Annotated in this window: 23 protein-coding genes; 12 read left to right on the forward strand and 11 right to left on the reverse strand. The window is 68.4% G+C overall.

What is annotated here, in order from left to right; all coding sequences use genetic code 11:
- Window positions 1-614: 614 nt before the first annotated feature.
- The 3 genes from GBB76_RS12330 to GBB76_RS12340 all read right to left on the reverse strand — a co-directional run bounded on the left by GBB76_RS12330 (window position 615) and on the right by GBB76_RS12340 (window position 4,099).
- The gene (locus GBB76_RS12330) at window positions 615-1,403 is read right to left on the reverse strand and encodes a sulfite exporter TauE/SafE family protein (protein ID WP_202911095.1); all 789 of its coding nucleotides are present in this window, start codon (window positions 1,401-1,403) and stop codon (window positions 615-617) included.
- Window positions 1,400-3,091, reverse strand: a complete 1,692-nt coding sequence (locus GBB76_RS12335; protein WP_152303573.1) for a bifunctional protein tyrosine phosphatase family protein/NAD(P)/FAD-dependent oxidoreductase — start codon at window positions 3,089-3,091, stop codon at window positions 1,400-1,402. The genes GBB76_RS12330 and GBB76_RS12335 overlap by 4 nt, the downstream gene beginning before the upstream one ends.
- 66 nt (window positions 3,092-3,157) lie before the next feature.
- On the reverse strand, window positions 3,158-4,099 hold the full coding sequence (locus GBB76_RS12340) for an MBL fold metallo-hydrolase (protein WP_152303574.1): 942 nt from the start codon (window positions 4,097-4,099) through the stop codon (window positions 3,158-3,160).
- A gap of 99 nt (window positions 4,100-4,198) precedes the next feature.
- On the opposite strand from GBB76_RS12340, the gene GBB76_RS12345 reads away from it, so the two are divergent.
- Together GBB76_RS12345 and GBB76_RS12350 are read left to right on the forward strand one after the other, a co-directional pair.
- Window positions 4,199-4,852: a peroxiredoxin gene (locus GBB76_RS12345; protein WP_152303575.1), complete on the forward strand. Its 654-nt coding sequence runs from the start codon at window positions 4,199-4,201 to the stop codon at window positions 4,850-4,852.
- Between the two features lie 4 nt (window positions 4,853-4,856).
- On the forward strand, window positions 4,857-5,264 hold the full coding sequence (locus GBB76_RS12350; RefSeq protein WP_152303576.1) for a helix-turn-helix transcriptional regulator: 408 nt from the start codon (window positions 4,857-4,859) through the stop codon (window positions 5,262-5,264).
- A 21-nt stretch (window positions 5,265-5,285) separates the two neighbouring features.
- Here GBB76_RS12350 and GBB76_RS12355 read toward each other — a convergent pair whose 3' ends face one another.
- From GBB76_RS12355 to GBB76_RS12365, 3 genes are all read right to left on the reverse strand, one after another.
- Window positions 5,286-6,407, reverse strand: coding sequence for a YeeE/YedE family protein (locus GBB76_RS12355; protein WP_152303577.1), 1,122 nt, complete (start codon window positions 6,405-6,407; stop codon window positions 5,286-5,288).
- A 67-nt stretch (window positions 6,408-6,474) separates the two neighbouring features.
- Entirely contained in the window at window positions 6,475-6,840 is a 366-nt protein-coding gene (locus GBB76_RS12360; RefSeq protein ID WP_152303578.1) for a metalloregulator ArsR/SmtB family transcription factor, read from the reverse strand.
- Window positions 6,841-6,893: 53 nt separating this feature from the next.
- On the reverse strand, window positions 6,894-7,280 hold the full coding sequence (locus GBB76_RS12365; RefSeq protein WP_152303579.1) for a thioredoxin fold domain-containing protein: 387 nt from the start codon (window positions 7,278-7,280) through the stop codon (window positions 6,894-6,896).
- A gap of 129 nt (window positions 7,281-7,409) precedes the next feature.
- On the opposite strand from GBB76_RS12365, the gene GBB76_RS12370 reads away from it, so the two are divergent.
- Both GBB76_RS12370 and GBB76_RS12375 read left to right on the forward strand, forming a co-directional pair.
- Window positions 7,410-8,135, forward strand: coding sequence for a cytochrome c biogenesis CcdA family protein (locus GBB76_RS12370; protein ID WP_152303580.1), 726 nt, complete (start codon window positions 7,410-7,412; stop codon window positions 8,133-8,135).
- A 25-nt stretch (window positions 8,136-8,160) separates the two neighbouring features.
- Window positions 8,161-8,718: a thioredoxin family protein gene (locus GBB76_RS12375; RefSeq protein ID WP_152303581.1), complete on the forward strand. Its 558-nt coding sequence runs from the start codon at window positions 8,161-8,163 to the stop codon at window positions 8,716-8,718.
- A 3-nt stretch (window positions 8,719-8,721) separates the two neighbouring features.
- Here GBB76_RS12375 and soxX read toward each other — a convergent pair whose 3' ends face one another.
- Both soxX and soxA read right to left on the reverse strand, forming a co-directional pair.
- Window positions 8,722-9,372 (reverse strand): sulfur oxidation c-type cytochrome SoxX, encoded by a 651-nt coding sequence (gene soxX, locus GBB76_RS12380; RefSeq protein WP_152303582.1) that lies wholly within the window; start codon window positions 9,370-9,372, stop codon window positions 8,722-8,724.
- A gap of 11 nt (window positions 9,373-9,383) precedes the next feature.
- Complete coding sequence (gene soxA, locus GBB76_RS12385) at window positions 9,384-10,253, reverse strand: sulfur oxidation c-type cytochrome SoxA (protein ID WP_152303583.1); 870 nt, start codon at window positions 10,251-10,253, stop codon at window positions 9,384-9,386.
- 226 nt (window positions 10,254-10,479) lie between these two features.
- Between soxA and soxY the strand changes: the two genes are divergently transcribed.
- The 8 genes from soxY to GBB76_RS12425 all read left to right on the forward strand — a co-directional run bounded on the left by soxY (window position 10,480) and on the right by GBB76_RS12425 (window position 17,422).
- Window positions 10,480-10,944, forward strand: coding sequence for a thiosulfate oxidation carrier protein SoxY (soxY, locus tag GBB76_RS12390; protein WP_152303584.1), 465 nt, complete (start codon window positions 10,480-10,482; stop codon window positions 10,942-10,944).
- Between the two features lie 64 nt (window positions 10,945-11,008).
- Window positions 11,009-11,338, forward strand: a complete 330-nt coding sequence (gene soxZ / locus GBB76_RS12395) for a thiosulfate oxidation carrier complex protein SoxZ (protein WP_152303585.1) — start codon at window positions 11,009-11,011, stop codon at window positions 11,336-11,338.
- A gap of 49 nt (window positions 11,339-11,387) precedes the next feature.
- On the forward strand, window positions 11,388-13,082 hold the full coding sequence (gene soxB, locus GBB76_RS12400; RefSeq protein WP_152303586.1) for a thiosulfohydrolase SoxB: 1,695 nt from the start codon (window positions 11,388-11,390) through the stop codon (window positions 13,080-13,082).
- Window positions 13,083-13,157: 75 nt separating this feature from the next.
- Window positions 13,158-14,435, forward strand: a complete 1,278-nt coding sequence (gene soxC / locus GBB76_RS12405; protein ID WP_152303587.1) for a sulfite dehydrogenase — start codon at window positions 13,158-13,160, stop codon at window positions 14,433-14,435.
- Entirely contained in the window at window positions 14,419-15,090 is a 672-nt protein-coding gene (locus GBB76_RS12410; RefSeq protein ID WP_152303588.1) for a c-type cytochrome, read from the forward strand. Before soxC ends, GBB76_RS12410 begins: the two co-directional genes overlap by 17 nt.
- Before the next feature lie 52 nt (window positions 15,091-15,142).
- Window positions 15,143-15,664 carry a DsrE family protein gene (locus tag GBB76_RS12415; RefSeq protein ID WP_152303589.1) on the forward strand — a complete coding sequence of 174 codons (522 nt, stop codon included), beginning with the start codon at window positions 15,143-15,145 and terminating at the stop codon, window positions 15,662-15,664.
- Window positions 15,665-15,672: 8 nt separating this feature from the next.
- Window positions 15,673-16,941 carry an FAD-dependent oxidoreductase gene (locus GBB76_RS12420; protein WP_152303590.1) on the forward strand — a complete coding sequence of 423 codons (1,269 nt, stop codon included), beginning with the start codon at window positions 15,673-15,675 and terminating at the stop codon, window positions 16,939-16,941.
- 64 nt (window positions 16,942-17,005) lie between these two features.
- Window positions 17,006-17,422 (forward strand): CBS domain-containing protein, encoded by a 417-nt coding sequence (locus GBB76_RS12425; protein WP_152303591.1) that lies wholly within the window; start codon window positions 17,006-17,008, stop codon window positions 17,420-17,422.
- A gap of 191 nt (window positions 17,423-17,613) precedes the next feature.
- On the opposite strand, the gene GBB76_RS12430 is transcribed toward GBB76_RS12425, so the two are convergent.
- From GBB76_RS12430 to GBB76_RS12440, 3 genes are all read right to left on the reverse strand, one after another.
- Window positions 17,614-22,746, reverse strand: coding sequence for a Calx-beta domain-containing protein (locus GBB76_RS12430; RefSeq protein ID WP_152303592.1), 5,133 nt, complete (start codon window positions 22,744-22,746; stop codon window positions 17,614-17,616).
- A 147-nt stretch (window positions 22,747-22,893) separates the two neighbouring features.
- Window positions 22,894-24,210: an HlyD family type I secretion periplasmic adaptor subunit gene (locus GBB76_RS12435; RefSeq protein ID WP_152303593.1), complete on the reverse strand. Its 1,317-nt coding sequence runs from the start codon at window positions 24,208-24,210 to the stop codon at window positions 22,894-22,896.
- Complete coding sequence (locus GBB76_RS12440; RefSeq protein ID WP_152303594.1) at window positions 24,207-25,934, reverse strand: type I secretion system permease/ATPase; 1,728 nt, start codon at window positions 25,932-25,934, stop codon at window positions 24,207-24,209. The genes GBB76_RS12435 and GBB76_RS12440 overlap by 4 nt, the downstream gene beginning before the upstream one ends.
- Window positions 25,935-26,020 lie beyond the last annotated feature (86 nt).

The following is a 26,020-nucleotide window of genomic DNA, read 5'->3' on the forward strand; positions in this document are numbered from 1 at the left end:
TAGCAGCTTCTAGGATTGCGGCTTTGCGCTGGTGACGTCGACATTGGGGGGTATATTTCTGCCGTCAGCCGAAACGGCCAGACGGCCGCTTTCAGGCGCAGGCGAAATTTGCCTCAACGACCTGAATAGCGGAGCAAAGCCGCCATTCGCACACCGTGCCGAAATTGCCGCTTCGGGTCATCCTCCGCTTTTTTTCCACTATGTGCCCGTGCCACTCAACGCGGTTGCCGCCCGGTTACAACTTGACGCGTTAAGCCAGTTTCACGCCAATTCATATCCGTACAATTCAGTTCAAAAATAACAACTTTCGCGAGTCGCGCGGTGGTTCGAACTCTTGTAAATCCGAGTTAACTGTGAGACATTTCGCTTCAATACGTTAACGTTCTAATTAGTTGCTTGCCAAGGTTGGGGTCGTGGGTTCGAATCCCATCGCCCGCTCCAGTTTCCCATCAGACACAAAGCCTCGCGCCAGCGGGGCTTTTGTCGTTTTGGGCCTTGGCGATTCCACGCGTGATGCAGCGACCGGCGAGGCGCGCGGTTACACGCCGGTTACATGGTCGGGCCGAACAGGCATCCCGTACGGGGCGGAGGTGGCGGTGCCGCCGCCTGAGACTTCAGGCCAACAGGGCCGAGGCGCTCTTGAACAGCATATAGCTCGCCACCACGAAGATCAGCGTCGCGAAGACCGTGGTAAGCCGCCCGGTACGGCCGGCAAGGCGGCGGGCGAGCTTCATGCCGGCGACGCTGCCGAGCACGCCACCGGCGATGAAGGTGAAGGCCAGCGGCCAGTTCACCAGTCCCGACAGCGCATAGTTGAACGCGGTCGTCAGCCCGAACGCCGTCACCGCCACCAGCGAGGTGCCGACGGCATTGAGGATCGGCATGCCGGTGGAGCCGATCAGGCCGGGGACGATGAGGAAGCCGCCGCCAATGCCGAAGAAGCCGGAAAAGGCGCCGGTGCCGAGGCCGAAGCCGAGCACTTTCGGCGCCTTGGCGCGGTTGCACTCGGCGCCCGGCTCACCGGGATTGCCGCGCCCGCGCAGCATGAGCACGCCGACCACCAGCATGAGCAGCGCGAACAGGAACAGCAGCTTCTCGCCGGCGACGAGCTTGCCGAGGCTCGACCCGGCAAAGGCACCGACGACGCCGGCGGTGGCGTACATGCCGCCGCAACGCCATTTCACCGTGCCCGCCCGCGCGTGGTTGAACAGGCCGGCCGCCGCGTTGATGGCCACGGCGAAGGCGCTGGTGCCGATGGCGATGTGCGGGTTGCGCACACCGACGAGATAGACCATCAGCGGCACGGCGAGGATGGAGCCGCCACCGCCGACCAGCCCGAGCGTGAAGCCGACGAGAACGCCGGCGCCCGCGCCGAGCCCGTATTGCAGCGGCTCCAGCATCACGCCGCCTCGCGGCCCGGCGCGGCGGCGACCGGCTGGGGCTGGCACAGCCATTCGCGGCCCTTCAGCATGGCGTGCCAGTAGATCGGCGGCAGCATGCGGTCCTTGAGGAACCAGGCGAGGCGGGTCGGGCGGGTGCCGTCGAGAACCCAGCGCGGGAAGGTGGGCAGCAGCGCGCCGCCATAGCCGAATTCCGCCAGCACGATCTTGCCCCGCTCCACCGTGAGCGGGCAGGAGCCGTAGCCGTCATACTGGGCGGCCGGTGCCTTGCCCTCCAGCGCCGCGAGCACGTTGACCGCCACGACAGGCGCCTGCTTGCGGGCGGCGGCGGCGGTCTTGGCGTTGGGCGTGTTGGTGGCGTCACCCAGCGCGAAGACGTCGGGAAAGCGCATATGGCGCAGCGTCGCCGGGTCCACCTCGATCCAACCGCCCGCACCGGCCAGCGGGCTGGCGGCCACGACATCGAGCGGCTTCTGCGGCGGCACCGCGTGCAGCATGTCGAAGCCGCGCTCGACCTGCTCCAGGCTGCCGTCGGTCGCCTTGCGCTCGAAGGTCGCGACCTGCGCGTCGCCATCGACGGCGACGAGGGTCGAGCCGAAATTGAGGTCGATGCCGTAGCGCTCCACATACTCCATCAGCGCCGGCACATAGGCCGGCACGCCGAACAGCACGCCACCGGCATTGTGGAACTCCACCTCCAGGCGCGGCAGCACGCCGGCGTCCCGCCAGATGTCGCAGGACAGGTACATCGCCTTCTGCGGCGCGCCGGCGCATTTGATCGGCATGGCCGGCTGGGTGAACAGCGCCCGGCCCGCCTTCACCGTGCTGGCGAGGCGGAAGGTGTAGGGCGCGAGGTCAAAGCGGTAGTTCGAGGTGACGCCGTTGCGCCCGAGCGCCTCTGGCAGGCCGGGGATGGCCTCCCAGGCCAAACGCAGGCCCGGCGCGGCGACCAGCACGCGGTAACGCACGCACGCGCCGTCGGCGAGCGCGACCTCCTTCGTGTCTGGCGCGAAACCCGCCGCCGCCTGCCGGATCCAGGTGACGCGGTCCGGCATCACCGCACCCATAGGCACGCGGGTCGTGTCCGGCTGGAACACGCCGGCGCCGACCATGGTCCAGCCCGGCTGGTAGTAATGACACTCGGCCGGCTCGACGATGGCGATGTCGAGCGAGGGCCGCCGCTTCAGCAGGCTGGAGGCGGTGGCGATGCCGGCCGCGCCGCCACCGACAATGACCACGTCGTAGGTCTTCGGCGCGCCGGGGCGCGGCGCATTGGCGCGCGCCATGAGGCGGGCGCGCTGCGCGGAAACGTCGATGCCGGCGGCGGCGGTCAGCGCCGTTATCTCGTCCGGGCTCCGCCGGTCCGCCTCGGCAAGCGCCCACAGCGTCGCCGCCCTTGTGCCGGTGCGGCAATAGCCGAGGACAGGGCCCGGCAGCCGGTCGAGCATGGTGCGCATCGTGGCGACGTCGGCATCGGCAAAGGTGCCGGGCGTCACCGGGATATGCACGAAGGCCATGCCGAGTGCCTCGGCCAGCGTGGCCACCTCGTCGGCCGGAAGCTGCCCCGGCTCCTCGCCGTCGGGGCGGGTGCAGATGACCGCGCGGAAACCGGCGGCGGCCATGGCGGCGAGATCCTGCGTAGCCAATGGGCCGGACACGTGAAAATCCGACACGATCTGTTTCGGCGTCATGGGCGTTCCTCGGTTTTTCGTTGATTGGATCGGCCGGCCGGCGACGGCGCGCCGGCCGGTGCCGTTTCAGAGCGTATCGAGCGGCAGTTTCAGGTAGCGCCGGCCGTTCTCTTCCGGTTCGGGCAGATGGCCGGCGCGCATGTTCACCTGCACCGAAGGAAGGATGAGCTTCGGCATAGCCAGCGTGGCGTCGCGCCGGGTGCGCATGTCGACGAAGGCGGCCTCGTCCACCCCGTCGCGCGCATGGATGTTTCCGGCCCGTTCGGCGCCGACCGTGGTCTCCCACGCATAGGTGTCGCGGCCCGGCGCCTTGTAGTCGTGGCAGAGGAAGAGGCGCGTCTCGTCCGGCAGCGTCAGCAGCCGCCGGATCGAGCGGAAGAGCTGGTGGGCATCGCCGCCGGGGAAGTCGGCACGGGCGGTGCCGAAATCAGGCATGAACAGCGTGTCGCCGGTGAACACGACGTCGCCGATCACATAGGCCATGTCGGCCGGCGTATGTCCGGGCACGTGAAGGACCGTGGCCGGGATGGAGCCGACGGCGAACGTGTCGCCATCCTCGAACAGCCGGTCGAACTCGGAGCCGTCGCGGGCAAATTCGGTGCCGAAGTTGAAGATTTTCCCGAACACGTTCTGGACGGTGATGATCTCGCGCCCGATGGCGAGCTTTCCGCCGAGTTCCTGCTGGATGTAGGGCGCGGCGGAGAGATGGTCGGCATGGGCGTGGCTCTCCAGCAGCCAGTCGACCGTGAGGCCGCGCGCCTTCACGAAGGCGATGATCGCGTCCGCCGAGGCGGTGGAGGTGCGGCCCGAGGCGGCGTCGAAATCCAGAACGCTGTCGACGACCGCCGCGCGTCCGGTGGCGGGGTCGTGGATCACATAGCTCGCGGTGTTGGTCGGCTCGTCGAAGAAGGCTTCGACCGCGAGGCGGTTGTCGGTGGCGCGGGCGGCCCGGATCTGGGCGGCGGCCTTTTCGAGCGGCAGGTCGGTCGTGACGGTCGGATCGGACATTGGCGTTCCTCCGAGGGTTTCCTGATTTTCATAATTACATAATATGTGTAATTGTAAATCCGGATTGCGTCACTTTCACGCTCGGGGCAATCAGAGGGCATGACAGGGGAACTTTCATCCGAGACTCGAATCGCCGCGCCCGCGCCGCGCCCGCTGCGGATCGGCGATGCCGCGCCGGTGTTCAGCGCACGCTCGACACAGGGCCAGGTTCAACTCAGCGACTATCGCGGGCACTGGCTGGTGCTGTTCTCGCATCCCGCCGACTTCACGCCTGTCTGCACCAGCGAGTTCATCGCGCTGGCCCGGCTGGCGCCGCAGTTCGAGGCCATGGGCGTCGCGCTGATGGGGCTGTCGGTGGACAGCCTGTTCTCCCATATGGGCTGGCTGCGGGCGATCCGCGGCGCCTTCGATGTGGAGGTGACCTTCCCGGTGGTGGAGGACACCTCGCTCGTCATCAGCCGCGCCTATGGCATGCTGGATGAGACGGCGCAGGATTCCTCCACCGTGCGGGCGAGCTATTTCATCGACCCCGCCGGCATCGTCCGCGCCATCAACTGGTACCCGATGTCGGTCGGCCGCTCGGCGCGCGAGATGCTGCGTCTCGCCGCCGCGCTGAAGCGCGTCGAGCGGGGGGACGGGGTGACGCCCGAGGGCTGGGAGCCGGGCGATCCGGTGCTCCGGTCTCTCACCGACGAGACGCTGCGCGCGACCGACGATCCGGCCTGGTTCTGCCAGCTGGCCGAGCGGGAGTGAGGCGATGCCGCTAACCCGCGAGGAAGCCGACAAGGCGGTCGAGAAGCTGCGGAGCTTCGGCCAGCCGCAGCGGTTGATGATCCTCTCCCATCTTCAGACGGGCGAGATGACGGTGGGCGAGATCGACGCCGTCACCGGCATCGGCCAGCCCGCGCTGAGCCAGCAGCTCGGCGAATTGCGGCGGGCCGGCCTCGTCGCCACGCGGCGCGCCTCCAAGCAGGTGTTCTACCGGCTGGCCGATGCCGGCGTGGCGCTGTGCGTGCGCTCCATCGAGGCGCAGTTCGGCGGGGCGCCCGCCGTCGACCTCGCCCCGCCGCCCGATGCCGCCCCGCTCACCGCGCCACAGAGCCCGCGCAATCGCAGCGCCGCCCTGTTCGCCCGCATCGTGAGGCCCGGGGGAGCAGCAGCTTAAGCTGCGCTGTGAACCTGCCACTCAGGGCCGCGGACGCCGCCCGCCCGCAACGCGCGAGCGGAGAGCGGAGGGGCGGCGTGGAAGGAAGAACAGGGCCCGACCCTCGACCAGAAACGCAATGCCGAGCCGGGCGCCGAGAATCATGCCGCCGACCGCGAGGGGAAAGGACAGCGCCATGAGCGAGCCGGCGGTGATGCCTTGACCGATGGTGCACCCGCCGCACAGCACGCCGCCGGCGCCCATCAGCACCGCCCCCAGCAGATGCCGCTTCATCTCGCGGGCGTCGTCGAAGGCTTCCCAGCGGAACTCGTCGCCCGCCCGCGCGGCGGCGAAGGCCCCGAGAATCACGCCGACGATCGAGCCGGTGCCGAAATTCAGCAGCGTCGCGCCGTCGAGCAGCAGCCCGTGCAGGGTGATCGCGACCGGGGCGACGAAGGTCAGGCTCTGCGGCCGCGCCGCCTGCAGGAACTCGTCGACCAGATATTGCGTCGCCAGCCATCCGCCGATCACCCCGGCACCGAGCACGGCGCCGGCGGCGAGCAGGCGCCGGGCCTTGCGCAGGCGCGCATCGGTCACCGCGAACGCGATGAGGATGGCCGCCAGCACCGCCGCCAGCAGGGCACGGCTCGATGCGCCGAGCACGGGCTCGGCCAGCGCCGGCAGGTCCGCCTGGCCGGAACGCGGGATCGCGAGAGCCCAGGCCTCGCCGAAGCCGATCCGGTAGTCCGCCAGCGTGCCCCGCAGCATGGCGTAGGCGGTTGCGCCGAAGACGAGGAGCACGACAAGGCTGCGCAGATCGCCGGAGCCGAGCCGGATGCAGCTGCCGAAGGCGCAGGTCCCGACCAGCGCCATGCCGAGCCCGAACATCACCCCGCCGGCCGCGATACCGATCCAGGGCAGGGCATTGGGGACATAGGACGTCGCCTGTGGGTCAAGCAGGCCGGTGAGGACGAGGAACTGCGTGCCGGCGAGGGCGATGCCGAGGGCAAGGCCGAAGACGCGCAGGCGGCGCGTGTCGGAACCCACCAGCGCATCCTCGATGGCGCCGAAGCTGCACAGGCGCGCGCGGCGGGTGGTGAAGCCCACGGCGACGCCGATGGCGAGGCCGGCAAGGGCGGCCCACCACGCATTGAGGTCGTCCATGCGCCCGGTCCTCCCGTACCATGGCTCCCGCGGGCATTGATGCCCGTCCGGCCGGCGCTTATGCGGCTCAGTCTTCCTTGGTTCCGCAGAAGATGTCGTAGATCACCCCGATCAGCCGCCGCACATCCTCGTCGGCCAGACTGTAATAGACCGTCTTGCCGTCGCGGCGGGTGCTGACGAGATCGTCCAGCCGCAGCCTGGCGAGTTGCTGCGAGACGGTCGGCTGGCGCAGCGACAGAATGTTTTCCAGCTCGGTGACGGACCGCTCGCGCTCCGCCAGCAGGCACAGCAGCAGCAGGCGGTTCTCGTGCGAGACCGCCTTGAGGAAGTCGCTGGCTTCGCGCGCATTGCGCATCAGGCGGTCGAGTTCCGGCGAGACCTCCGGGCCGTCGCGCAGTTCGTCCTCTATGCGTTTCGAAACTATTCCGGTCATCACCACGTCGCTTTCAACTCCAGCCTACCGGACTCGCACCCTGTGCGACAGCGCTACTGTGTCCGGGACAGTTTCTTCGTCATATCGGCGAGCAGGCCCCAGAAGGCTTCCTCTCCGGCATAGCCGGGAACGCGCGCCACTTCGCGCCCGTCCTCCACCAGCACGAAGGTCGGGGCGAAGCGCACGGGTGCGGCAAGATCGGCGAACACCGCGTCCTCGTCGCCCAGCTCGACCCGGCGTAGCGGCGCGAGGCGGCCCTCCTCGGTGCGCGGATAGATGGGCGCGATCTCGCGGTCGAAGCGCTGGCACCAGACACAGCCCGCCTGCTCGAACATGAGCAGTTCCGCCGCCCCCGCAGGCGCCACGCCCGCCAGCATGCCGGCCAGGACCCCCAGGACAGCCGCGCGGGCAAGCGCCGCGATGCGACGCCTTCCGCTCATCTTGCCGTGATTCCGTACCCGCATGACCTCTGCCGGATGACGTTGTCTCGTCTTCGTTATATAAACGCATTCGAATATGATTTCGATGGTCAATCCGCCGCAGAGCGGAACGGACCCTGGGGAAACGCCGTGTCGCTGAACATCACGCTGCCGGGGGCCTTCGGGGCCGGCCTCCTGTCATTCGCCTCGCCCTGCGTGCTGCCTCTGGTGCCGGCTTATCTCGGCTTTCTCGGCGGAGCGGGGCGCGGTCTCTCCGGCGAGGCGGCGACGCGCGGGCGGCTGGTCGCGCTCGCGGCCGTCTTCGTCGCCGGCTTTTCCAGCGTCTTCATCCTGCTCGGCGCCACCGCCTCGCAGCTCGGCCAGTGGCTCGCCGTGCACGCACCGACGCTGACCATCGTCGCGGGCGCGATGCTGATCCTGTTCGGGCTGCATTTCCTTGGCCTGCTGTGCCTTCCGCTGCTTTACCGCCGGGTGGCGCCGGATGTGGCGCGCGCGCCTGCCGGGCTTGCCGGCGCCTATCTGGTCGGCCTCGCCTTCGGCTTCGGCTGGACACCCTGCGTCGGGCCGATCCTGTCGATGATCCTCATCATTGCCGGCACCGAGGATTCCCTCGCCAAGGGCATGCTGCTGCTCTGCGCCTACGCCGCCGGGATCGGCCTGCCCTTCATCGCCGCGGCGGCGTTCTCGACCGGCTTCCTGCGCTGGTCGGCGGCGATGCGCTCGCGCCTCGGCCTGGTCGAGAAGGCGTCCGGCGTGCTGCTGGTCGCCACCGGCATCGTCTTCATCGGTGGCTGGATGCCGGAATTATCCGCCTGGCTGCTCGAGGCCTTTCCCACACTTGGCGCCATCGGATGAGGCGCGCCACGCTATGGAGCCGATCATGGATGCTTGCCTGACCCGCCGTTCGCTCGCCCTCGGCGCGGGGGCGCTCCTGCTGGCACCGCACGCCGGCCACGCCGCCACCCGCCTCGGCGATGACGGGCTGTATGTGCAGGACTGGTATCTGGAAAGCTTCCTCGACCTGCCGGAGGATTTCGCGACGGCGAAGGCGTCGGGAAAGGGCTTTGCGCTGCAATGGAGCCAGCGCGGCTGCCCGCTCTGCAAGCGGCTGCACACCGAATATTTCGCCGATCCGGCGATCGAATCCTATGTGCGCGACCATTTCAGCGTCGTGCATCTCGACATTTTCGGCGCGCGCGAGGTGACGGGCTTCGACGGCGCGGCACTCTCGGAGAAGGCACTGGCGGGGCAGTACGCCGTGCGGGCGACGCCCACCTTCCAGTTCTTCGGTATGCGCGACGGCAAGGTGGTGGAGGTGGCCCGGCTGCCGGGCCTGCTGCCCAAGCCGGAATTCCTCGCCATGTTCCGTTATGTCGAAGCCGGTGCCTATGACAGCACCGGCTTCGAGGCGTGGCTGGCGGCGCAGAAGGCGCCCTAGGGGCTATTTGTTCACCGGCGATTCCGGGTCGAACAGATAGGCGACGACATCCTTGATCTGCTGTTCGGTCAGCACGCCGTTGACGCCGAAGCGCGGCATGCTGGAACAGGCGAGCGAGGCCTGCGCGTCATAGACCTTGGCGTAGGCGGCCTTGGCGTCCTCCGGGTCGAACTTGCGCTCGCGGCCATAGCCCGCAAGGCTCGGGCCGAGCGTACCGTAGCTCACCTCCTTCGGGTCGAGCTGGTGGCAGGCATAGCAATTGCCGCCGCTCACCGTGCCCGGCGGATCGCTGAACTGGCCGCCGCGCCCGTTCTGGGCCACCTTGGCGCCTTCCTTCCAGTTGCCGAGGACCGAGCCCTGCGGGAAGGTGATCCGCACCTCCTCGGCCTTCATGATCGCACTTGCCTGTTCGGGCGAGGGGCTGTTGCGGGTCAGCGAGCAGATGCGCTGCGTCTCATCCTGCTGGAGGCGCGCTTCCCAGCCCTCCGGCAGCTTGGTGAAGCCGGCCTTTACCACGGCGTCGACCCGTGCCGGATCGACGGCGTGAGGCGACACGGCGGCCTTGGGCGGGGCCTCCTGGGCGGTAGCCGCCAGCGGCAGGAGGAGGACGGCGCCGGCCAGCGCCGCGCGGGCCAGGAACGTGTAAACGGTCATTTTCCCCTCCCTCAACGCTTGATCGACGGCACTTTGAGCTCACCGCCCTCAGCCTGCTTGGTCAGGTAGAGGGTGAGCGCGGTCACGACATCCGATCCATAGTCGGGCGCGGGCATGCGCATCTGCCGGTAGCAGTCCCACATGCGGTGCTGCATGGTGCGAAGCGCGCTTTGCGAGACGCGGTAGGTCGGCCAGGTGCCCATGGTGAGCTGGGCGTCCTTGCCCGGCACGTCGAGCTGCGGCAGCGCCTGAAGACGGATGCGCTTGCCCGCGGCGCCGTGGCAGGTCGAGCAGGAGAAATCGTTGATCGAGGAGCGGCGGAAGAACAGCGCCTCGCCGATCGCGTACATTTCCTGTTCCTGAGGCGTCGCCAGCTCGACATGCAGCTTCATGCCGTCCGACTTGTTGGCGATGAAGGCGACGAGATCCTCCATGTCGGACGTCCGCCCCGGGCCGGAGAACGGCTTGGCGACGATCGGCTTGGTGTCGAGGCCCTGGAGGGTCTGCATGCACCAGAGCAGGCGTTGCTCGAGGTCCATCACCTTGTCCGCATCGGCGAAATAACGCGGCAGATGGGCGTAGGCGCCTTCCAGCTTGCCCGGCCCCTCGCCGAGATCGCAGCTCTCCAGCGACACGTTCTTGGTCCCGCGCGGTTCGCTCCACAACGCCTCGCCGCGGTCGACGTTGAGGTAGCCCGGATTGGCCATCGGGTCCTCGATCATCTGGCGGTAGCGCTCGATTTCCTTCTCGCTCTCGTCCTCGGCGCCCTGCGCGGTCGTGAGGATGACAGGCAAGGCGAGGAGGACGAGGGCGAGGCAACCGGCGATGAATCGCCGTGTCGGCTGCCAGCTCTCCTTGGGTCGTATCGGTTCCTTGGGCATGTGCTTCCCCAGCTGTTGAGCCGCACCGCACCCTTCTCGCGAGAGTGTTGAAGCGGTCTCCGTGGCGAGCGATGATAGGCTTTGGCGATCGCTCGATCACTCACTTTACATTCAAAAAATTTAATATCACAATATGTATGTTCGTCGCTCGCCAAATTGGCTCGCGAACGATTAAATCAAAGCAAAAACAAAACGTTGGCGCTCGACGCCAGCAGGAGGACGCCTGATGCAACTTCGCAGTTGGACTCCGTCGCGACGGGAAACCATGGGACTTGGGCTGACCGCCCTGCTGGCGGCGACGCTGGCGCCGCGTCTCGTCCTGGCGACCGAGGAAGCCGTCGCCGCCGAGCTCAAGAAGCTCTACGGCGACAAGCCGATGGCGGAAGGCCGGATCAAGCTCGATCTGCCCGAGATCGCCGAAAACGGCCTTGTCGTGCCGCTCAATGTCGATGTGGAAAGCCCGATGACCGATGGCGACTACGTCAAGGCGGTCCACGTCTTCGCCGACGGCAATCCGCTGCCGCAGGTCGTGACCTACATGTTCACGCCGCAGTCCGGCAAGGCGGCGGCTTCGGTCCGCATGCGCCTCGCCCAGACGCAGAACGTCGTGGCCGTGGCCGAGATGTCGAATGGCGCGCTCTACAGCGCCAAGGCGCAGGTGAAGGTCACCATCGGCGGCTGCGGCGGCTGAGCGGCGCGCCCGGCGTCAGCGCCGCGCGCAGGGACATCAAGGGAAACGACAAGGAAACGCCAACATGGCCATCAAGTCCAAGCCGCGCATCAAGGTGCCTTCCGAGGCGAAGGCCGGCGAGATCATCGAGATCAAGACCCTCATCTCGCACGAGATGGAAAGCGGTCAGCGCAAGGATTCGTCCGGCAAGCCGATCCCGCGCGCCATCATCAACAAGTTCACCGCGAGCTTCAACGGCAAGCCTTTCTTCGAGGCGAACTGGTTCACCGCCGTTTCGGCCAATCCCTATCAGGCGTTCTTCTACAAGGCGTCCGAATCGGGCGAGTTCACCTTCGCCTGGAAGGACGATGACGGTTCCGAGCAGACGGCGAGTGCCAAGCTCACCGTCGCCTGATCCGTCCGCGCCGGCCGCATGCCGGCGACCAGCAGGGAAGACTTGCCAGATGATCTCACGCCGCGATTTCGTGATCGCCGCGATGGCCGCCGGTATGCTTGCATCCGGCGCCCGCGGCGCCTTCGCCCAGGCGGCCCGCGCGGGACGGATGACGCAGGACGACATACTGCGCTTCGACCCCGTGGGCACGCTGACCATCCTGCACACCACCGACCTGCACGCGCAGCTCGAACCGATCTATTTCCGCGAACCCTCGGTCAATATCGGCGTGGGCGAGGCGCGCGGCCTGCCGCCGCACCTCGTCGACGAGGCTTTCCTCGCCTACTACAAGATCGCCGCCGGCGGGCCGGAGGCCTATTCCCTCACCAGCCTCGACTTCGACGCGCTGGCCGGGACGTACGGGCGCATGGGCGGCGCCGACCGCATCGCCACGCTGGTAAAGGCCATCCGCGCCGCGCGCGGGGAGGGCAATGTCCTGCTGCTCGACGGCGGCGACGGCCTTCAGGGAAGCTGGAGTTCGCTGCAGACAAAGGGCGAGGACATGGTGCGCGTCTTCAGCGCGCTCGGTCTCGATGCGATGGTCGGCCATTGGGAGTTCACCTACGGCGCCGAGCGGGTGCAGGAAATCGTCGATAAGGCGCCCTTCGCCTTCCTCGCCCAGAACATCCGGAGCGCGGAGTGGCAGGAGCCTGTCTTCGAGGCGCGCAAGATGTTCGAGCGCGGCGGCGCCAGGGTCGCGGTCATCGGTCAGGCCTTTCCGCGCACGCCGATCTCCAACCCGCGCTGGATGATTCCCGATTGGGAATTCGGCCTGCGCGAAGAGGAACTGCAGAAGCAGGTGGACGAGGCCCGTGCCGCCGGCGCCGATGTGGTCGTCCTGCTCTCGCATAACGGCTTCGATGTCGACCGCAAGCTGGCCGGCCGGGTGAAGGGCCTCGACGTAGTCCTCACCGCCCATACCCATGACGCGCTGCCGGCGCCGGTCATGGTCGGCTCCACGCTTCTCATCGCCACCGGCTCGCACGGCAAGTTCATCTCCCGGCTCGACCTCGACGTGAAGGACGGCAAGGTCGCCGGCTTCCGCTATGGCCTGCTGCCGGTGTTCTCCGACGCCATCGCCCCCGATGCGCAGATGGCGGCGCTGGTGAAGGAACTGCGCGCGCCCTATGCCGCCGATCTCGGCCGCGTGGTCGGGCAGGCGGGCAGCCTTCTCTACCGGCGGGGCAATTTCAACGGCACCTTCGACGACATGATCTGTCAGGCCATGATCGCCGAGCGCGACGCCGAGATTGCCCTCTCGCCCGGTTTCCGCTGGGGCGGCACGCTGCGGCCGGGGGACCCGATCACCTTCGAGGCGATCGCCAACGCCACTGCCATCACCTATCCCGCCTGCTACCGCAACATGATGACCGGCAAGCAGCTCAAGGATGTGCTGGAGGACGTGGCCGACAACATCTTCAACGCCGACCCCTATTTCCAGGGCGGCGGGGACATGGTGCGCGTCGGCGGCGTCGGCTACGCCATCGACATCGGCCAGCCCATGGGCAGGCGCATCAGCGACCTGACCTACCTGAAGACCGGCCAGCCGCTGGACCCGTCAAAGACCTATGCGGTCGCCGGCTGGGCCAGCGTGAATCAGGGCGTGGAAGGTCCGCCGATCTGGGAACTGGTCGAGCGCTATGTCGCCGCGACCAAGACCGTGGACATCGCGCCGACCGCCTCGGTCAAGGTCTCCGGGGCCTGAGACGGTGATGGTGGCTCCGATGCACGCTCAATTCATTCACAAATGCGAATTTGAATATCCGTCCGGGAGGATGCGATGAACCAGACCAAGCCGGGGACGCGGGTGGATCGCCGCCGCTTCCTCACCCTCGCCGGTCTCGCCGGTGCGGGAGCGGCCACCGGGGTACGGCCCGCCGCCGCCGAGGCGACGCCCGATCCCGATATCGTCAACCTGCCGCCATGGACCCAGGCGCTCGGCGCCGGGGTGAACAATCATCCCTATGGCATTCCCTCGCCCTTCGAGAAGGACGTGGTCCGGCGCGAAGTGACGTGGCTCACCGCCAGCAGCGAAAGCTCGGTGAGCTTTACCCCGCTCTACGCGCTGGACGGCATCATCACGCCGAACGGCCTGTGCTTCGTGCGCCACCATGGCGGCGAGGCGGAAATCGACCCGGCGCGCCACCACTTCATGATCCATGGAATGGTCGACAAGCCGCTGGTGTTCACCATGGAGGACATCAAGCGCATGCCGGGGCGCACCAACCGGGTCTATTTCCTCGAATGCGCCGCCAATAGCGGCATGGAATGGCGCGGCGCCCAGCTCAATGGCTGCCAGTACACCCACGGCATGATCCATAACGTCGTCTATACCGGCGTGCCGCTGCGGGCCTTCCTCGAAGCCGCCGGGGTGAAGTCGAAGGGAAAATGGGTGCTCGCCGAGGGCGCCGACGCCTCGGCCATGACGCGCTCCATCCCGCTGGAGAAGGCGATGGACGACTGCCTCGTCGCCTGGGCGATGAACGGCGAGGCGCTGCGCCCCGAGCAGGGCTACCCGCTGCGCCTCGTCGTGCCCGGCTGGGAAGGCAATATGTGGATCAAGTGGCTGCGCCGGATCGAGGTCGGCGACCAGCCCTGGGGCCAGCGCGAGGAAACGTCGAAATACACCGACCTGCTCGCCGACGGCCGCTCGCGTCGCTTCACCTTCATCATGGACGCCAAGTCGGTGGTGACGAGCCCGAGCCCGCAGGCGCCGCTGCGCGCGAAGGGGCCGAACGTGGTCTCCGGCGTCGCCTGGTCGGGACGCGGCACCATCACCCGGGTCGACGTCACCCTCGACGGCGGCAAGAACTGGACGACCGCCCGCATCGAGGGGCCGGCGCTGCCGCGCGCCATGACCCGCTTCTATCTCGACTTCGACTGGAACGGCGAGGAACTGCTGTTGCAGTCCCGCGCCATGGACGACACCGGCTATGTCCAGCCGACCAAGGCGGAACTGCGCGCCGTGCGCGGCGTGAATTCCATCTACCATAACAACGGCATCCAGACCTGGCTGGTGCGCGGCAACGGGGAGGCCGAGAATGTCGAGGTCAGCTAGGTCCTGCGCTGTCGCGGGCGCATTCCTCATCGCCTTCACCGGCCTTGCCGCTGCGGAAGCGGTGAAGCTCGGCCGGCCGGCGCTGCCGGAGGAGATCAAGGCGTGGGACATCGACGTGCGCCCGGACGGGCTCGGCCTGCCCGAGGGCAAGGGCTCGGTGTCACAGGGCGAGGAAGTGTTCCAGAACAATTGCGCCGCCTGCCATGGCGAATTCGGCGAGGGCGTCGGCCGCTGGCCGGTGCTGGCCGGGGGACAGGGCACGCTGAAGTCCGAGCGCCCCGAGAAGACCATCGGCTCCTTCTGGCCCGACACCTCGACCGTGTTCGACTATGTGCACCGCGCCATGCCGTTCGGCGCCGCACAGACGCTGCAGCCGGACGAGGTCTATGCCATCGTCGCCTATCTTCTCTACCTCAACGACGTGGTGCCGGAGGACTATGTCCTCTCGAAGGAGAATTTCCCGACCATCGCCCTGCCCAACCGGGCGAACTTCTACGACGACGACCGCGAGACCACGGAGAAGGCGTTCTGGAACGCCAATCCCTGCATGAAGGACTGCAAGCCCAAGGTCGAGATCACCAGCCATGCGGCGGTGCTCGACGTCACGCCCGATGCCGGGAAGGAAGGCGACAAGCCCGCCGGCGCGGTCGAGTGAGGGTGTCGCGGCAAGCCTGCCGCGACGCCGGACAGACAGGAAGGAAAACGCCATGCCCCTTCAGGAGTTGAACCGCCGCTCCGTGATGGCCGGCCTCGCCGCCGGCGGCGCCGGACTGACCATTGCCAAGGCTGCGGCGGCCCCCGCTCAGGTCACGCTCGACGACATCCGGAAGGATGCCGAGGTCGCCTGCCTCTATCATTGCGACTATGGCGATCCCGACCGCTTCGCCCAGACGCTGAACAATATCGGCAACCATTATTCGGTCTACGGGGCGGATCCCTTCGCGCTGCAGATCGTGCTGGTGGTGCATGCCGGCGGCATCAAGTTCTTCCTCGACAGTCTCGAGGGCACCATGTGGGCCGACGAGAAGCTTCCGCCGGAACTGTTCGCCCGTGCCGAGGCGATCTCCAAGACCGGCCTCAAGGTCTATCTCTGCGAGATCACCTTCAAGCGGAACCAGCTCGACCTGTCGCGGGCGAAGCAGGCCGACTTCATCTCCTTCGTGCCCTCGGGCGTCGCGACCTGCGCCGCGCTCCAGGGCAAGGGCTTCGCCTATATGAAGGTCGGATGAGGCGGCCGGTGCCGACCTCGCGGACGCGGCGCGCGCTGCTCCTGAGCGCTCTGGGCGGGCTCGCCCTGCCGCATGTGGCGCGTGCGGCGCCGCCGCGCGTCGTCGTGATCGGCGCCGGCGTGGCGGGCGCTTCCTTCGCCACTTATGCCGCCCGCCTGCTCAAGGGCGCCGGCGAGATCGTCCTGGTCGAGCCGGCCGCGGGCTATCTGGCGCTCTATCGCTCGAACCTTGTGCTCAGCGGGATGATCGAGACGCGGGAGATCTGGACCGGCTATGACGCGCTCGCCCGCCGCACCGGCATAAAATGGGTCGCGGCGCGGGCCGTGGCGCTCGACCGCGACCGCCGGGAGGTCGTCCTCGCGGATGGTAGCCGGCTTGGCTTTGAAATGGCCGTCCTCGCCCCCGGAATCGCGCTCGATTATGGCAGCGTGCCGGGCTGGAGCCGGGAAGCCGCCGCCGTCATGCCGCACGCCTGGAAGGGAACCGAACAGTTCCATCTGCTGAAGCGGCAGCTGGACGCGGTGCCGGACGGCGGGCGGATCGTGATCCTGCCTCCGCCCGATCCGTCGCGATGCCCTCCCGCACCCTATGAGCGGGCCTCGATGATGGCCTTCGCGCTGAAGGCGTCGGGGCGCGGCGAATGCCGGATATTCATCGTCGACGTCAAGGAACGCTTCGCAAAAATGGCGCTGTTTCTCGATGCTTGGGAGAAATACTACCCGGGCATGATCGACTGGCTGCCCCCTTCCATCCATGAGGGCGTCAAACGGGTCGACCCCTCGACCATGAGCGTCGAGACCGGCTTCGAAACCTATCGCGACTGCGCGCTGGTAAACGTGATCCCGGCGCAGACGGCGCCGCGGATCGCGGTCGCATCAGGGCTCGCGGACGCGACCGGCTTCTGCCCGGTAGGGGCGCAGGACATGCGCTCCGCCGTCGATTCGCGCATCTTCGTGCTCGGCGATGCCGCCCATGCGGGCGCGATGCCGAAATCCGCTTTTGCCGCCAACAGCCAGTCCGCCGTGGCGGCACGCGCCGTGGCGGCCGAACTGCTCGGTGGCAGTGGCGGCCCGCCCGAATATGAGAGCCGGTGCTGGAGCCTTCTGGCCAAAGGCGACGGCGTGAAGTCGAGTTCACGCTTTGCAGCGGTGTCGAATAAATTCGAAGAGTACGATGAGACCGTATCCGCCATTGATGAAACGGCACAGTTGCGACAAGTAACCGCAGATGACAATTCAGTTTGGTTTGCTAAACTTGAAACTGAGATATTCAATTAGATTGATTTAGTTAAATTAATACTGCGATCCAGTATGCCGTCTTTTACACATAGAGGGCGATACAATGCTTCTTGTCCGCGATATTCTGCGCCACGACGCCGTTCCCGTCATCGAACTCGCCGCGGATGAGCCGATTGAATCCGCTGTTGCGTTGATGGGCTTCGCCGGCCTGCCCGCCCTCGTGCTCATCGACGGCCGTCGTCGCGCCGTCGCCCTGCTCACCGAACGGGACATCGTCGATTATTTCGCAACACCCGGCTTCGAGACGGGTTGCAGGGCGGCGCGTGTCGCCCGATCCGCACCGAATGACGAATTGCCGCAATGCTCCAGCCGCGACCGCCTGTCGACCGTCGTGCGCAGGATGAACGAGGAGAATCTGCGCGCGGTCCTGGTGGTCGATGGCGATGCGGGACTGGGCCTGCTGACGCAGGACGCTGTCGCGGCGGCGATCGCCAAGGCCGGGACGGAAGAACCCTTGTAACCGGGCCGACGCGCCGGCCCGGAAGGCGCCGGTGAACGGCGCCGTCGTTCGACCCTCTATGCCTCGGCGAGAGCTACGATATTCCGGTTGTTTCGCCGGAATCCGCCATGTGGGGACATGGCCGGTATGGGACGCGGCTTAGGCCGCGTCCCTTTTTTCAAGGCGCAAACGAGCCCCGTCTTCGGCCTCGACTAGATCACGAAGTGGAACTGCGAGCTGTCGAAGGTGCCCAGCCCGACCAGCTCGAACTCCACCGTTCCGCCGGAAGCGAGGTCGGCATTCGTGGCGAGGTTGCGCACGACATAGCCCTCCTCGCTGCGCGAGACGATCTCGGCGCCGTGGATCGCGGCGATCTCGTAGGAGGTGTCGATCTCCAGCGTCCAGCCCTGCCGCGCGGCGCCGTCATTGTGCAGCGAGACCTCGGCGGTGAAGCCGTCGACGTCGCTCTCCACCAGCGACACCGAGGCGTCGATCACGTCGTCACTGAGGACGGAGCGCGCCGCGCCCGCCAGCGTCGCCGCCGCGTCCTCGCCGACCGCGCGGCCGTTCACCGCGAAATCGTCGGCGACGATCGCCGCCCCGCCCGGCGAGGCCTGGAAGCCGAAGGTCACTTCGGCATTGGCCCCGACCTTGCCGTTCCATGAAGCGTTGCGGACGACGTAATGGTCGCCGACATGGCTGACGATCTCGGCGTTCCAGATGTTGGAGATGTCGAAGGAAGCGTCGAACTCGACCGTCCAGCCGTTCAGCGCCGCCTCCGGCGTCAGCGTCATCTGGCCGACGAAGCCCGAGCCCCAATTGTCGTTGACCTTGAACGCCACCTCGTCGCCCCCGGCCGGCGGCGCCGCATCGTCGTTCTGGATGGTGCCGGTGGCGCGCCCGTCCGCGAGCGTGGCGCCGGACGCGTTGGAGAGGGCGAGGGTAAAGGTCTCGTTGCCCTCCAGCACCCCGTCGCCGATCAGCGCCACCTTGACGGTCTTGCTCGTCTCGCCCGCCGCGAAAATGAGCGTGCCGGTCAGCGCCTGGTAGTCCTGCCCGGCCACGGCGGAGCCGTTGGCAGTGGCGTAGCTCACGCTCACCGGCCCGTCCGCCGCTTCCGACAGGCTGACCGTGAAGGTGAGGAAGCCCGGTGCCGCAGCGCTGCCCTCGGCCGCGCCGGCATCCGCCACGCTGAGCGCGGGAAGCACGGGGGCCGGCTCGTCATCGTCGAGGATAGTCGCCGCCGCCTGCGCGACGCCGAGCACCGCGCCCTGCGGGCTGGTGAGGAGAAGCGTGAAGCGCTCGTCCGCCTCGGCGAGCGTGTCGCCGGTGATGGCGACGCGCACGGTCTTGGTGGTCTCGCCGGGCTCGAAGGTCAGCGTGCCGCTCGCGGCGGTGAAATCGTCCGCGCCGGCCTCGCCCGCCACGGTCTGGTAGTTCACGCTCACCGCCTGCGTGGACGCCGCCGAGAGGCTGACCGTGAACACCGCATAGGCACCCGCGCCGGTGCCGCCGCCGTCCTCCTCGAGATCGAACTGGATCGGCTCGAGATAGGCGAGCTTGTCGGTGTAGACCGTGCGCCAGTCGTCGGCGAGGATGCCGCCGGTGTCGCGCGAATTCGGGTTCCACGACCAGTAGGTCCAGCTGATGCCCTCCTCGCCCGGCGCGAGGTCGATGGTGCCGTCATTGTCGAAGTCGCCGGCCATGTAGGAGGTCAGCGCCTCCAGCCACGGCGCGTCCTTGGGGTCCTGCAGCTTGGTGCCGAACTCGCCGATAAACACCGGCGCGATCCCCTCGCGGTAGATGTAGCCCCACATCTCGTCAAACTTTGCCGGCAAATCTTCGGCGAAGTCCGGGCTCTGGAACCAGGGCTGGGCGTAGACCGAATTGCCGTAGTCATGCGCCGAGTAGACCAGCTTGTTCGGCACGTCGAGCTCGATCGGCCGGTCGCGCACGCCCATGAGGTTGCCGCCCCACCAGTAGTTCTCGCCCTGATAGGAGCCGACACCCTCGACGAAGACGAGCCAGTTCGGGTTGACCGCGCCGATGGCGTTGCCGGCCCGCTCGGCCGCTGCCGCCCAGTCGGTCGCCCCGCCGCCGCCCCAGGTGCCGGCATGCGGCTCGTTGTGCAGGTCGGCGCCGATCACGGTCGGATCGTCCGCATAGCGCTCGGCCAGCATCTGCCAGTCGTCGATCCACTGGGATTCGGGATGGGCGGAATCGTACCAGAGCCCGTTCTCCGAGGCGCCGCCGCCGAAGGAGGAGCGGTGATGGTCGAGGATGATCTTCAGCCCGACCTCGCCGGCATAGGCGACGATCTTGTCCATGATCTCGAGCGGCGTCAGGCCCTGAAGATCCGGGTTCTGCGAGTAGTCTATGCCGCCGGCGCTGTCGGCGTGCAGCATGTCGGTGGAGAAGGGCACGCGGATCGCGTTGAACCCCAGCTCTTTCATCTGGTCCATCATCTCGGTGTAGGAGCGCGTCCACACGCCATGCGGCGAGGCGTTGGAGGATTCGAAGCCGAACCAGTTCACCCCGGCGATGACCACCGGGTTGCCGGCGGAATCGACGATCTGGTTGCCGGAGGTGGAGAACCAGCCCTCCGCCGCCCCGCCCGATCCGCCGCCGCCCGCATCGCCCTCGATCACCGTTGTGCCCGACACTGACACCACCGGCGGAGGCGCCACATCGTCATTCACGATGGTGCCGGTAGCCGAACCGTCGGCAATGGTCGCGCCGGTCGGGCTGGTGAGGGTGAGCGTCAGCGTCTCGCTCGCCTCGACCAAAGTGTCGCCCGTCACCGGCACGCGCACGACCTTCGACGTCTCGCCGGCGGCGAAGGTCAGCGTGCCGGTCAGCGCCTGATAGTCCGAGCCGGCGCCCGCCGTGCCGTTGGCGGTGGCGTATTTCACCGTCACCGGGCCGGCGGCAGCCTGCGACAGCGTCACCGTGAAGTCGAGATAGGCGGTGCCGCCATCGCCCTCGCTCACGCTGGCGTCGGCGACCGAGAGGGTGGGTGTCGGCGGTGCCACATCGTCATTGACGATGGTGCCGGTAGCCGCCCCGTCGGCGAGGGTGGCGCCGGCAGGATTGGTGAGGGAGAGCGTCAGCGTCTCGTTCGCCTCGACCACCGCGTCGCCCGTCACCGGCACGCGCACGACCTTCGACGTCTCGCCGGCGGCGAAGGTCAGCGTGCCGGTCAGCGCCTGATAGTCCGAGCCCGCGCCCGCCGTGCCGTTGGCGGTGGCGTAGGCCACCGTGACCGGCGCCGTGGCCGCCTGCGACAGCGTCACCGTGAAGTCGAGATAGGCGGTGCCGCCATTGCCCTCGCTCACGCTGGCGTCGGCGACGGAAAGCGTCGGCAGGGTCGGTTCCGGCTCATGGTCGTGCCCGCCCACCGGGTGGCCATTGACGAGGAAGTCGTCGGCCATGACCGCCGCGCCGCCGGGCGCCGCCTGGAAGCCGAACTCCACCGTGCCGTCGGCGGCGACCTTGCCGTTCCACGCCGCGTTGGCGATCACGTAATGGTCGCCGACATGGCTGACGATCACGGCGTTCCAGATGTTGGAGATGTCGAAGGAGGCGTCGAACTCGATCGTCCAGCCGTTCAGCGCCGCCTCGGGCGTGAGCGTCATCGAGCCGACGAAGCCGGCGCCCCAATTGTCCTTGACCGTGAACGCCACCGCGTCGCCGCCGGCCGGCGGGGCGGCCTCGTCGTCGTCATTGAGGATGGTGCCCGTTGCCTGCCCATCGGCGATGCTCGCCCCGACCGGGTCGGAAAGCGTCACGGTGAAGCTCTCGGCGGCCTCGGCCACGAGGTCGCCGATCACGTCGACATGAAGCTGCTTGGCGGTCTCGCCCGGCGCGAAGGTGATGGTGCCGCTCGTCGCCGCATAGTCGGCCCCGGCCAGCGCCGTGCCGTTGGCGGTCTGGTAGCTCACCGTCACCGGCTCGGTGGAAGCCTTGTCGAGCGTGACCGCGAACATGAAGTGGACATGGGCGCCGTCGCCCTCGGCGATGGTCAGGTCGGCGATGGAGACCGCCGGCAGCACGCCGGGCGCCTGCGCGTCGTCATTGAGGATGGTGCCGGTCGCCCGCTCGTCCGCCAGCCGCGCCCCGGCGGGCGAGGACAGCACGAGGTCGAAGCGCTCGTCGAACTCGAAGCCGGCATCGCCGCTCACCGCCACCTGCACGGTCTTCACCGTCTCGCCCGGCTGGAAGGTCAGGGTGCCGAGCGCCGCCTGATAGTCGGTGCCGGCCAGCGCTGTGCCGTTCAGCGTCGAATAGTTCACCGTCACCACGCCGGCCGCCGCGCGCGACAGGCTGACGGTGAAGCTCATCAGCGTCCGCCCGTCATCGCCCTCGGCGATCTGCGCGTCGGCGACCGAGAGCGAAGGCTCGTCGACCTGCGCCGCCTCGATCAGGCCGCGCCATTTCTGGTAGGTGGCGTCCTCCACCGCGATGACGTTGTTGTAGTCGAGCTCGCCCAGCGAGACCCCGTCCAGCGTGTAGGTCTGGTTCTGGCCGACAATGGCGATGACGACCGAGCCGTTCACCTCGGTCACGGTGAATTCGGCGGGGCGGAAATAGCGGAAGTCGAGCCGGTCGGTCGCCGGGTCGAAGTCCAGCACGACATTGGCGCCATAGTCCCAGTCGATCTCGAAGGTGGTCCCGAGCGCGCCGGCCGGGGGCACGCCGGAACCGGCGGCGGTCGGCCAGGCATCGGTGCCGACGGTCGGGATGTCGTCGCGGCCGATCACCTGCGAATCCGGCACCTGGTCGAAGCCGAGCTGCAGCCACAGCCGGTCCTCGCGGGCCTGTGCGAAATGGAACAGGAAGTTCTCGGCCGAAAGCTCGGCGATGGTCGTATCGAGCAGGATCAGCGTCTGGCCGGTGGTGTAGTTGCCGATCACCACGCCCTCGGCGCCGTCGACCATGTAGAGCTGCTCGCGCGTGCCGTAATAGCGGAAATCCACCACGTCGGTGGCGGCATCGAACGCGACGCGGTCGATCTGGCCGATCTCGTGCGAGCGGGCATAGACCGTGTTCGGCTTCTGAACGATGCCGTGCTCCCAGGCCAGCGCGCCGCTGAGGTCCTGCCGCAGATGGTCGTTCTGGACCGGGACGAAGCTGTCGACCGTGAGCTGGCCGAGCGAGACGCCGACGATCAGGGTCTGCTTGCCGCTCCACGGATCCATGAAGGCGACGCCCTCGGCCGTGTCGACCACGATGAAGGCATGCACCGAGTTGTCGCCAAGGTCGAGCTTGTCCTTAGCCGGATCGAAGCCCTCGATCCGCCGCTGGCCCGAAGAGGGAAGTTCCGCTGAATAGATGGTCCCGGCCATGTCGTGTGCCCCAAGCTGTCCGCCACATCGCGCCCGTTCCCGAGCGTAAAAGGCATCGCATGCGCCTTCGTCATCATCACCGTGGGCGGGCCCGCGAGTCGATGAATCCGGCCGGGAAATCGACGAGCGCGCCGCGAGGGATGGCGTTCAGCGCTCGCGGAAGGCGCGGGCGACCTGATCGCGCAGCGGCTTGACGAGAAACTCGAACGGCGTGCGGTCCTGCGTGCGCACGAACACCTCCGCCTGCATGCCGGCGCTGACACGCTGCGGCGCGAGGCGCGCAAGCTCCGCCGCCGGCACCGACACCCGGATCGTGTAGAACACCGCGCCGGTCTGCGCGTCGCGGCTGGTGTCGGCGGAGACCCGCGTGACCACGCCGGTAAGCTCAGGCGTGGTGCGCTGGTTGAAGGCGTGGATGCGCACCTCGGCGGCATGGCCGGGCACGATCTGGTCGATGTCGGGCGGCAGCACCCGCGCCTCCACCTCCAGCGCCTCCCCGGCCGGCACGATCAGCATCACCGGCTCGGCCGGCGTGATCACGCCCCCCACCGTGTGGACGGCGAGCTGGTGGACATGGCCGGCGCTCGGCGCGCGGATGTCGACCCGGCGCAGCTGGTCCTGCGCCGCCACCCGGCGCTCGACCAGCTCGGCCGCCTTGGCCTCGATCTCGGCCAGCTCCTTCATCGCCTCCTCGCGCAGCCCGTCGTCGATGCCGATGATCTGCAGCCGGGTCTCGGCGATCCGGCCCTGCGCCTGCGCAAGCGCGGCGACGAGGCGCCCCTTCTCGCCGTCAAGCTCGGCCGCCTCGCGCTCAAGGGCGGCCTTGCGGCTGAGCACGACGAGGTTCTTCGCGTAGAGGTCGCGCACCCCCTCCAGCTCCTCGGCGATCAGCACCGACTGCCGGTCGCGCGCCGCCTGCTGCGCCCGCAGCCCCGCCATCTCGTCCTCGAGCTGCGCGATGCGCGCGGCAAGCTGCGCCTTGCGGCCCTCGCGCGCCGCGCGGCGGGCCTCGAACTGGTTCTGCTCGGTGCGGATCAGCGCCTCGACCTCGTTCTCGCCGCGACGGACGGTCAGCTCGGGGGCAAGCGCGATGGCGGCGCTGCCGTCGCGCTCGGCGACCAGCCGGCCGCGCCGCGCGGCGAACTCGTCGAGCTGCTTGGCGACGACCTGGAGATTGGCGCGGGTCACGGTGTCGTCGAGCCGGATCAGCACATCGCCGGCCGCCACCGCGTCGCCCTCGCGCACATTGAGCTGGCCGACAATGCCGCCGGTCGGGTGCTGGACCTTCTTCACATTGCCGTCGACGACGAACTGGCCGGAGGCGACGACGGCGCCGCCCAGAGTGGCGGTGATCGCCCACACGCCGGCCGTGCCGGCGAACAGCAACACCGCCGCGCCGCCCCCGAGACCCAGCCCCCGCAGCGAGCCGGCGAAGGCCGAGGGAGTGTCGGGGCGCGCGCTCACGAGGCCACCGCCGGGCGCCGCAGGCCGGGAAGACCGGCGAGACCCCCCTGGCGGGCGAGCTTGGGCAGAACCTCCTCCTTCGGCCCGAACGCCTGAAGACGCCCTTCCGCCATCACCGCGACACGGTCGAGACCGGCAAGGGCGGTCTGCCGGTGGGTGACCACCACGGCGATGCCACCGCGGGCGCGCACCGCCTCCACCGCGCGGGTCAGCGCCTCGTCGCCCTCATGGTCGAGATTGGAATTGGGCTCGTCGAGCACGACGAGAAAGGGGTCGCGATAGAGCGCCCGCGCCAGCCCCACGCGCTGGCGCTGCCCGCCGGAAAGCGCCGCGCCGCCCTCGCCGATGCGGGTGTCGTAGCCTTCCGCCAGCCGCAGGATCAGCTCGTGCGCGCCGGCGGCCCGGGCGGCCGCCACGATGGCCTCGCCCGGCGCGCCGGCCTCGAAGCGGGCGATGTTCTCGGCCACCGTGCCGTCGAACAGCTCGACATCCTGCGGGAGATAGCCAACATGCCGGCCGAGATCGTCCGGGTTCCACTGGTCGAGCGCGGCGCCGTCGAGCCGGACCTCGCCCTTGAGCGGGCGCCAGACGCCGACGAGGGCACGCGCCAGCGTCGACTTGCCGGACGCGCTCGGCCCGATCACCGCCAGCCCTTGCCCGGCCTCCAGCCGCAGCGTCACGCCATTGAGGATCGGCACCTGCTGGCCCGGCGCGGCGAGAACGAGACTGTCGGCGCTCAGCCCCTGCCGGGGCACCGGCAGCGGCGTCAGGACGCGCTCGGCCAGCGCCGGCAGCGCGAAGACCTGCCGCAGCCGCCGCAGGCCGAGCCGGGCGGCGATGAAGCCCTTCCAGTTCGCCACCGCGATCTCGATCGGGGCGAGCGCGCGCGAGGTCATGATCGAGGCGGCGATCATCGCGCCGCCGGAAATCTCGTTATGGATGGCGAGATAGGCGCCCAGCCCCAGCACCGCCGACTGGAGCACCATGCGGAAGATCTTGGCGATTGCGCCGCTCGTGCCGGTGATGTCGGCGCCGGCCAGCCAGTCGCGCACATGGGCGAGGTTGGCCTCCCGCCAGCGCACGCGCAGCGCGCCGCCCATCCCCATCGCCGCCACGGCCTCGGCATTGTGGCGGCAGGCTTCGGCGACGGCCTCGCGCGCCGCCCGGCTGGCGGCCTGGTCGCGGCCGGCGCCACAGCTGGCGAATTCGGTCAGCAGCGTCAGGGCGAGGATCATCGCGCCGCCGGCCAGCGCCAGCCAGCCGAGCCAGGGATGCAGCAGAAAGCAGCCGGCAAAGAAGATCGGCATCCACGGCATGTCGAACAGCGCGGTCGGGCCGAGCGAGGACAGGAAGGCGCGGATCTGGTCGAGGTCGCGAATGGGTTGCAGCGCCGCCCCCGAGCGCCAGCCGAGCAGCGGCAGGCGCTGGGCGGCGGCGAAGGCGGCCGGCGAGACCATCTCGTCGAAGCGGGCGCCGATCCGCGCCAGCATCCGCACCCGCACCGCGTCGAGGAAACCCTGCAGCGCATAGGCGGCGAGCAGCAGCAGCGACAGGCCGACCAGCGTCGCCACGCTGCGCGAGCTCAGCACGCGGTCGTAGATCTGCAGCATGTAAAGCGAGCCCGACAGCATCAGCAGATTGATGACGGCCGAGAACGCCCCCACCGCCAGCAGGGCGCCGCGACAGGCGGACAGGGCGCGCGCGACGGGGGAGGCGGCAGCCATCGGAAAACCTCGGGACGGGAAGCGGAAGGCGGCGTCCCGATGACGGGATCGGGCCGGCCTCGCGAACGGCTAGGCACGACGGCGGA

It is taken from the genome of Ancylobacter sp. TS-1 (assembly GCF_009223885.1).
Lineage (GTDB): Bacteria > Pseudomonadota > Alphaproteobacteria > Rhizobiales > Xanthobacteraceae > Ancylobacter.

Bases quoted from the DNA above. Each gene is read 5' to 3' on its own strand.
- GBB76_RS12335 (WP_152303573.1), bottom strand. From the start codon at position 3,091: ATGACGCCGAAACAGATCGTGTCGGATTTTCACGTGTCCGGCCCATTG.
- GBB76_RS12340 (WP_152303574.1), bottom strand. From the start codon at position 4,099: ATGTCCGATCCGACCGTCACGACCGACCTGCCGCTCGAAAAGGCCGCC.
- GBB76_RS12345 (WP_152303575.1), top strand. From the start codon at position 4,199: ATGACAGGGGAACTTTCATCCGAGACTCGAATCGCCGCGCCCGCGCCG.
- GBB76_RS12350 (WP_152303576.1), top strand. From the start codon at position 4,857: ATGCCGCTAACCCGCGAGGAAGCCGACAAGGCGGTCGAGAAGCTGCGG.
- GBB76_RS12355 (WP_152303577.1), bottom strand. From the start codon at position 6,407: ATGGACGACCTCAATGCGTGGTGGGCCGCCCTTGCCGGCCTCGCCATC.
- GBB76_RS12360 (WP_152303578.1), bottom strand. From the start codon at position 6,840: ATGACCGGAATAGTTTCGAAACGCATAGAGGACGAACTGCGCGACGGC.
- GBB76_RS12365 (WP_152303579.1), bottom strand. From the start codon at position 7,280: ATGAGCGGAAGGCGTCGCATCGCGGCGCTTGCCCGCGCGGCTGTCCTG.
- GBB76_RS12375 (WP_152303581.1), top strand. From the start codon at position 8,161: ATGGATGCTTGCCTGACCCGCCGTTCGCTCGCCCTCGGCGCGGGGGCG.
- soxX (WP_152303582.1), bottom strand. From the start codon at position 9,372: ATGACCGTTTACACGTTCCTGGCCCGCGCGGCGCTGGCCGGCGCCGTC.
- soxA (WP_152303583.1), bottom strand. From the start codon at position 10,253: ATGCCCAAGGAACCGATACGACCCAAGGAGAGCTGGCAGCCGACACGG.
- soxY (WP_152303584.1), top strand. From the start codon at position 10,480: ATGCAACTTCGCAGTTGGACTCCGTCGCGACGGGAAACCATGGGACTT.
- soxZ (WP_152303585.1), top strand. From the start codon at position 11,009: ATGGCCATCAAGTCCAAGCCGCGCATCAAGGTGCCTTCCGAGGCGAAG.
- soxB (WP_152303586.1), top strand. From the start codon at position 11,388: ATGATCTCACGCCGCGATTTCGTGATCGCCGCGATGGCCGCCGGTATG.
- soxC (WP_152303587.1), top strand. From the start codon at position 13,158: ATGAACCAGACCAAGCCGGGGACGCGGGTGGATCGCCGCCGCTTCCTC.
- GBB76_RS12410 (WP_152303588.1), top strand. From the start codon at position 14,419: ATGTCGAGGTCAGCTAGGTCCTGCGCTGTCGCGGGCGCATTCCTCATC.
- GBB76_RS12415 (WP_152303589.1), top strand. From the start codon at position 15,143: ATGCCCCTTCAGGAGTTGAACCGCCGCTCCGTGATGGCCGGCCTCGCC.
- GBB76_RS12425 (WP_152303591.1), top strand. From the start codon at position 17,006: ATGCTTCTTGTCCGCGATATTCTGCGCCACGACGCCGTTCCCGTCATC.
- GBB76_RS12430 (WP_152303592.1), bottom strand. From the start codon at position 22,746: ATGGCCGGGACCATCTATTCAGCGGAACTTCCCTCTTCGGGCCAGCGG.
- GBB76_RS12440 (WP_152303594.1), bottom strand. From the start codon at position 25,934: ATGGCTGCCGCCTCCCCCGTCGCGCGCGCCCTGTCCGCCTGTCGCGGC.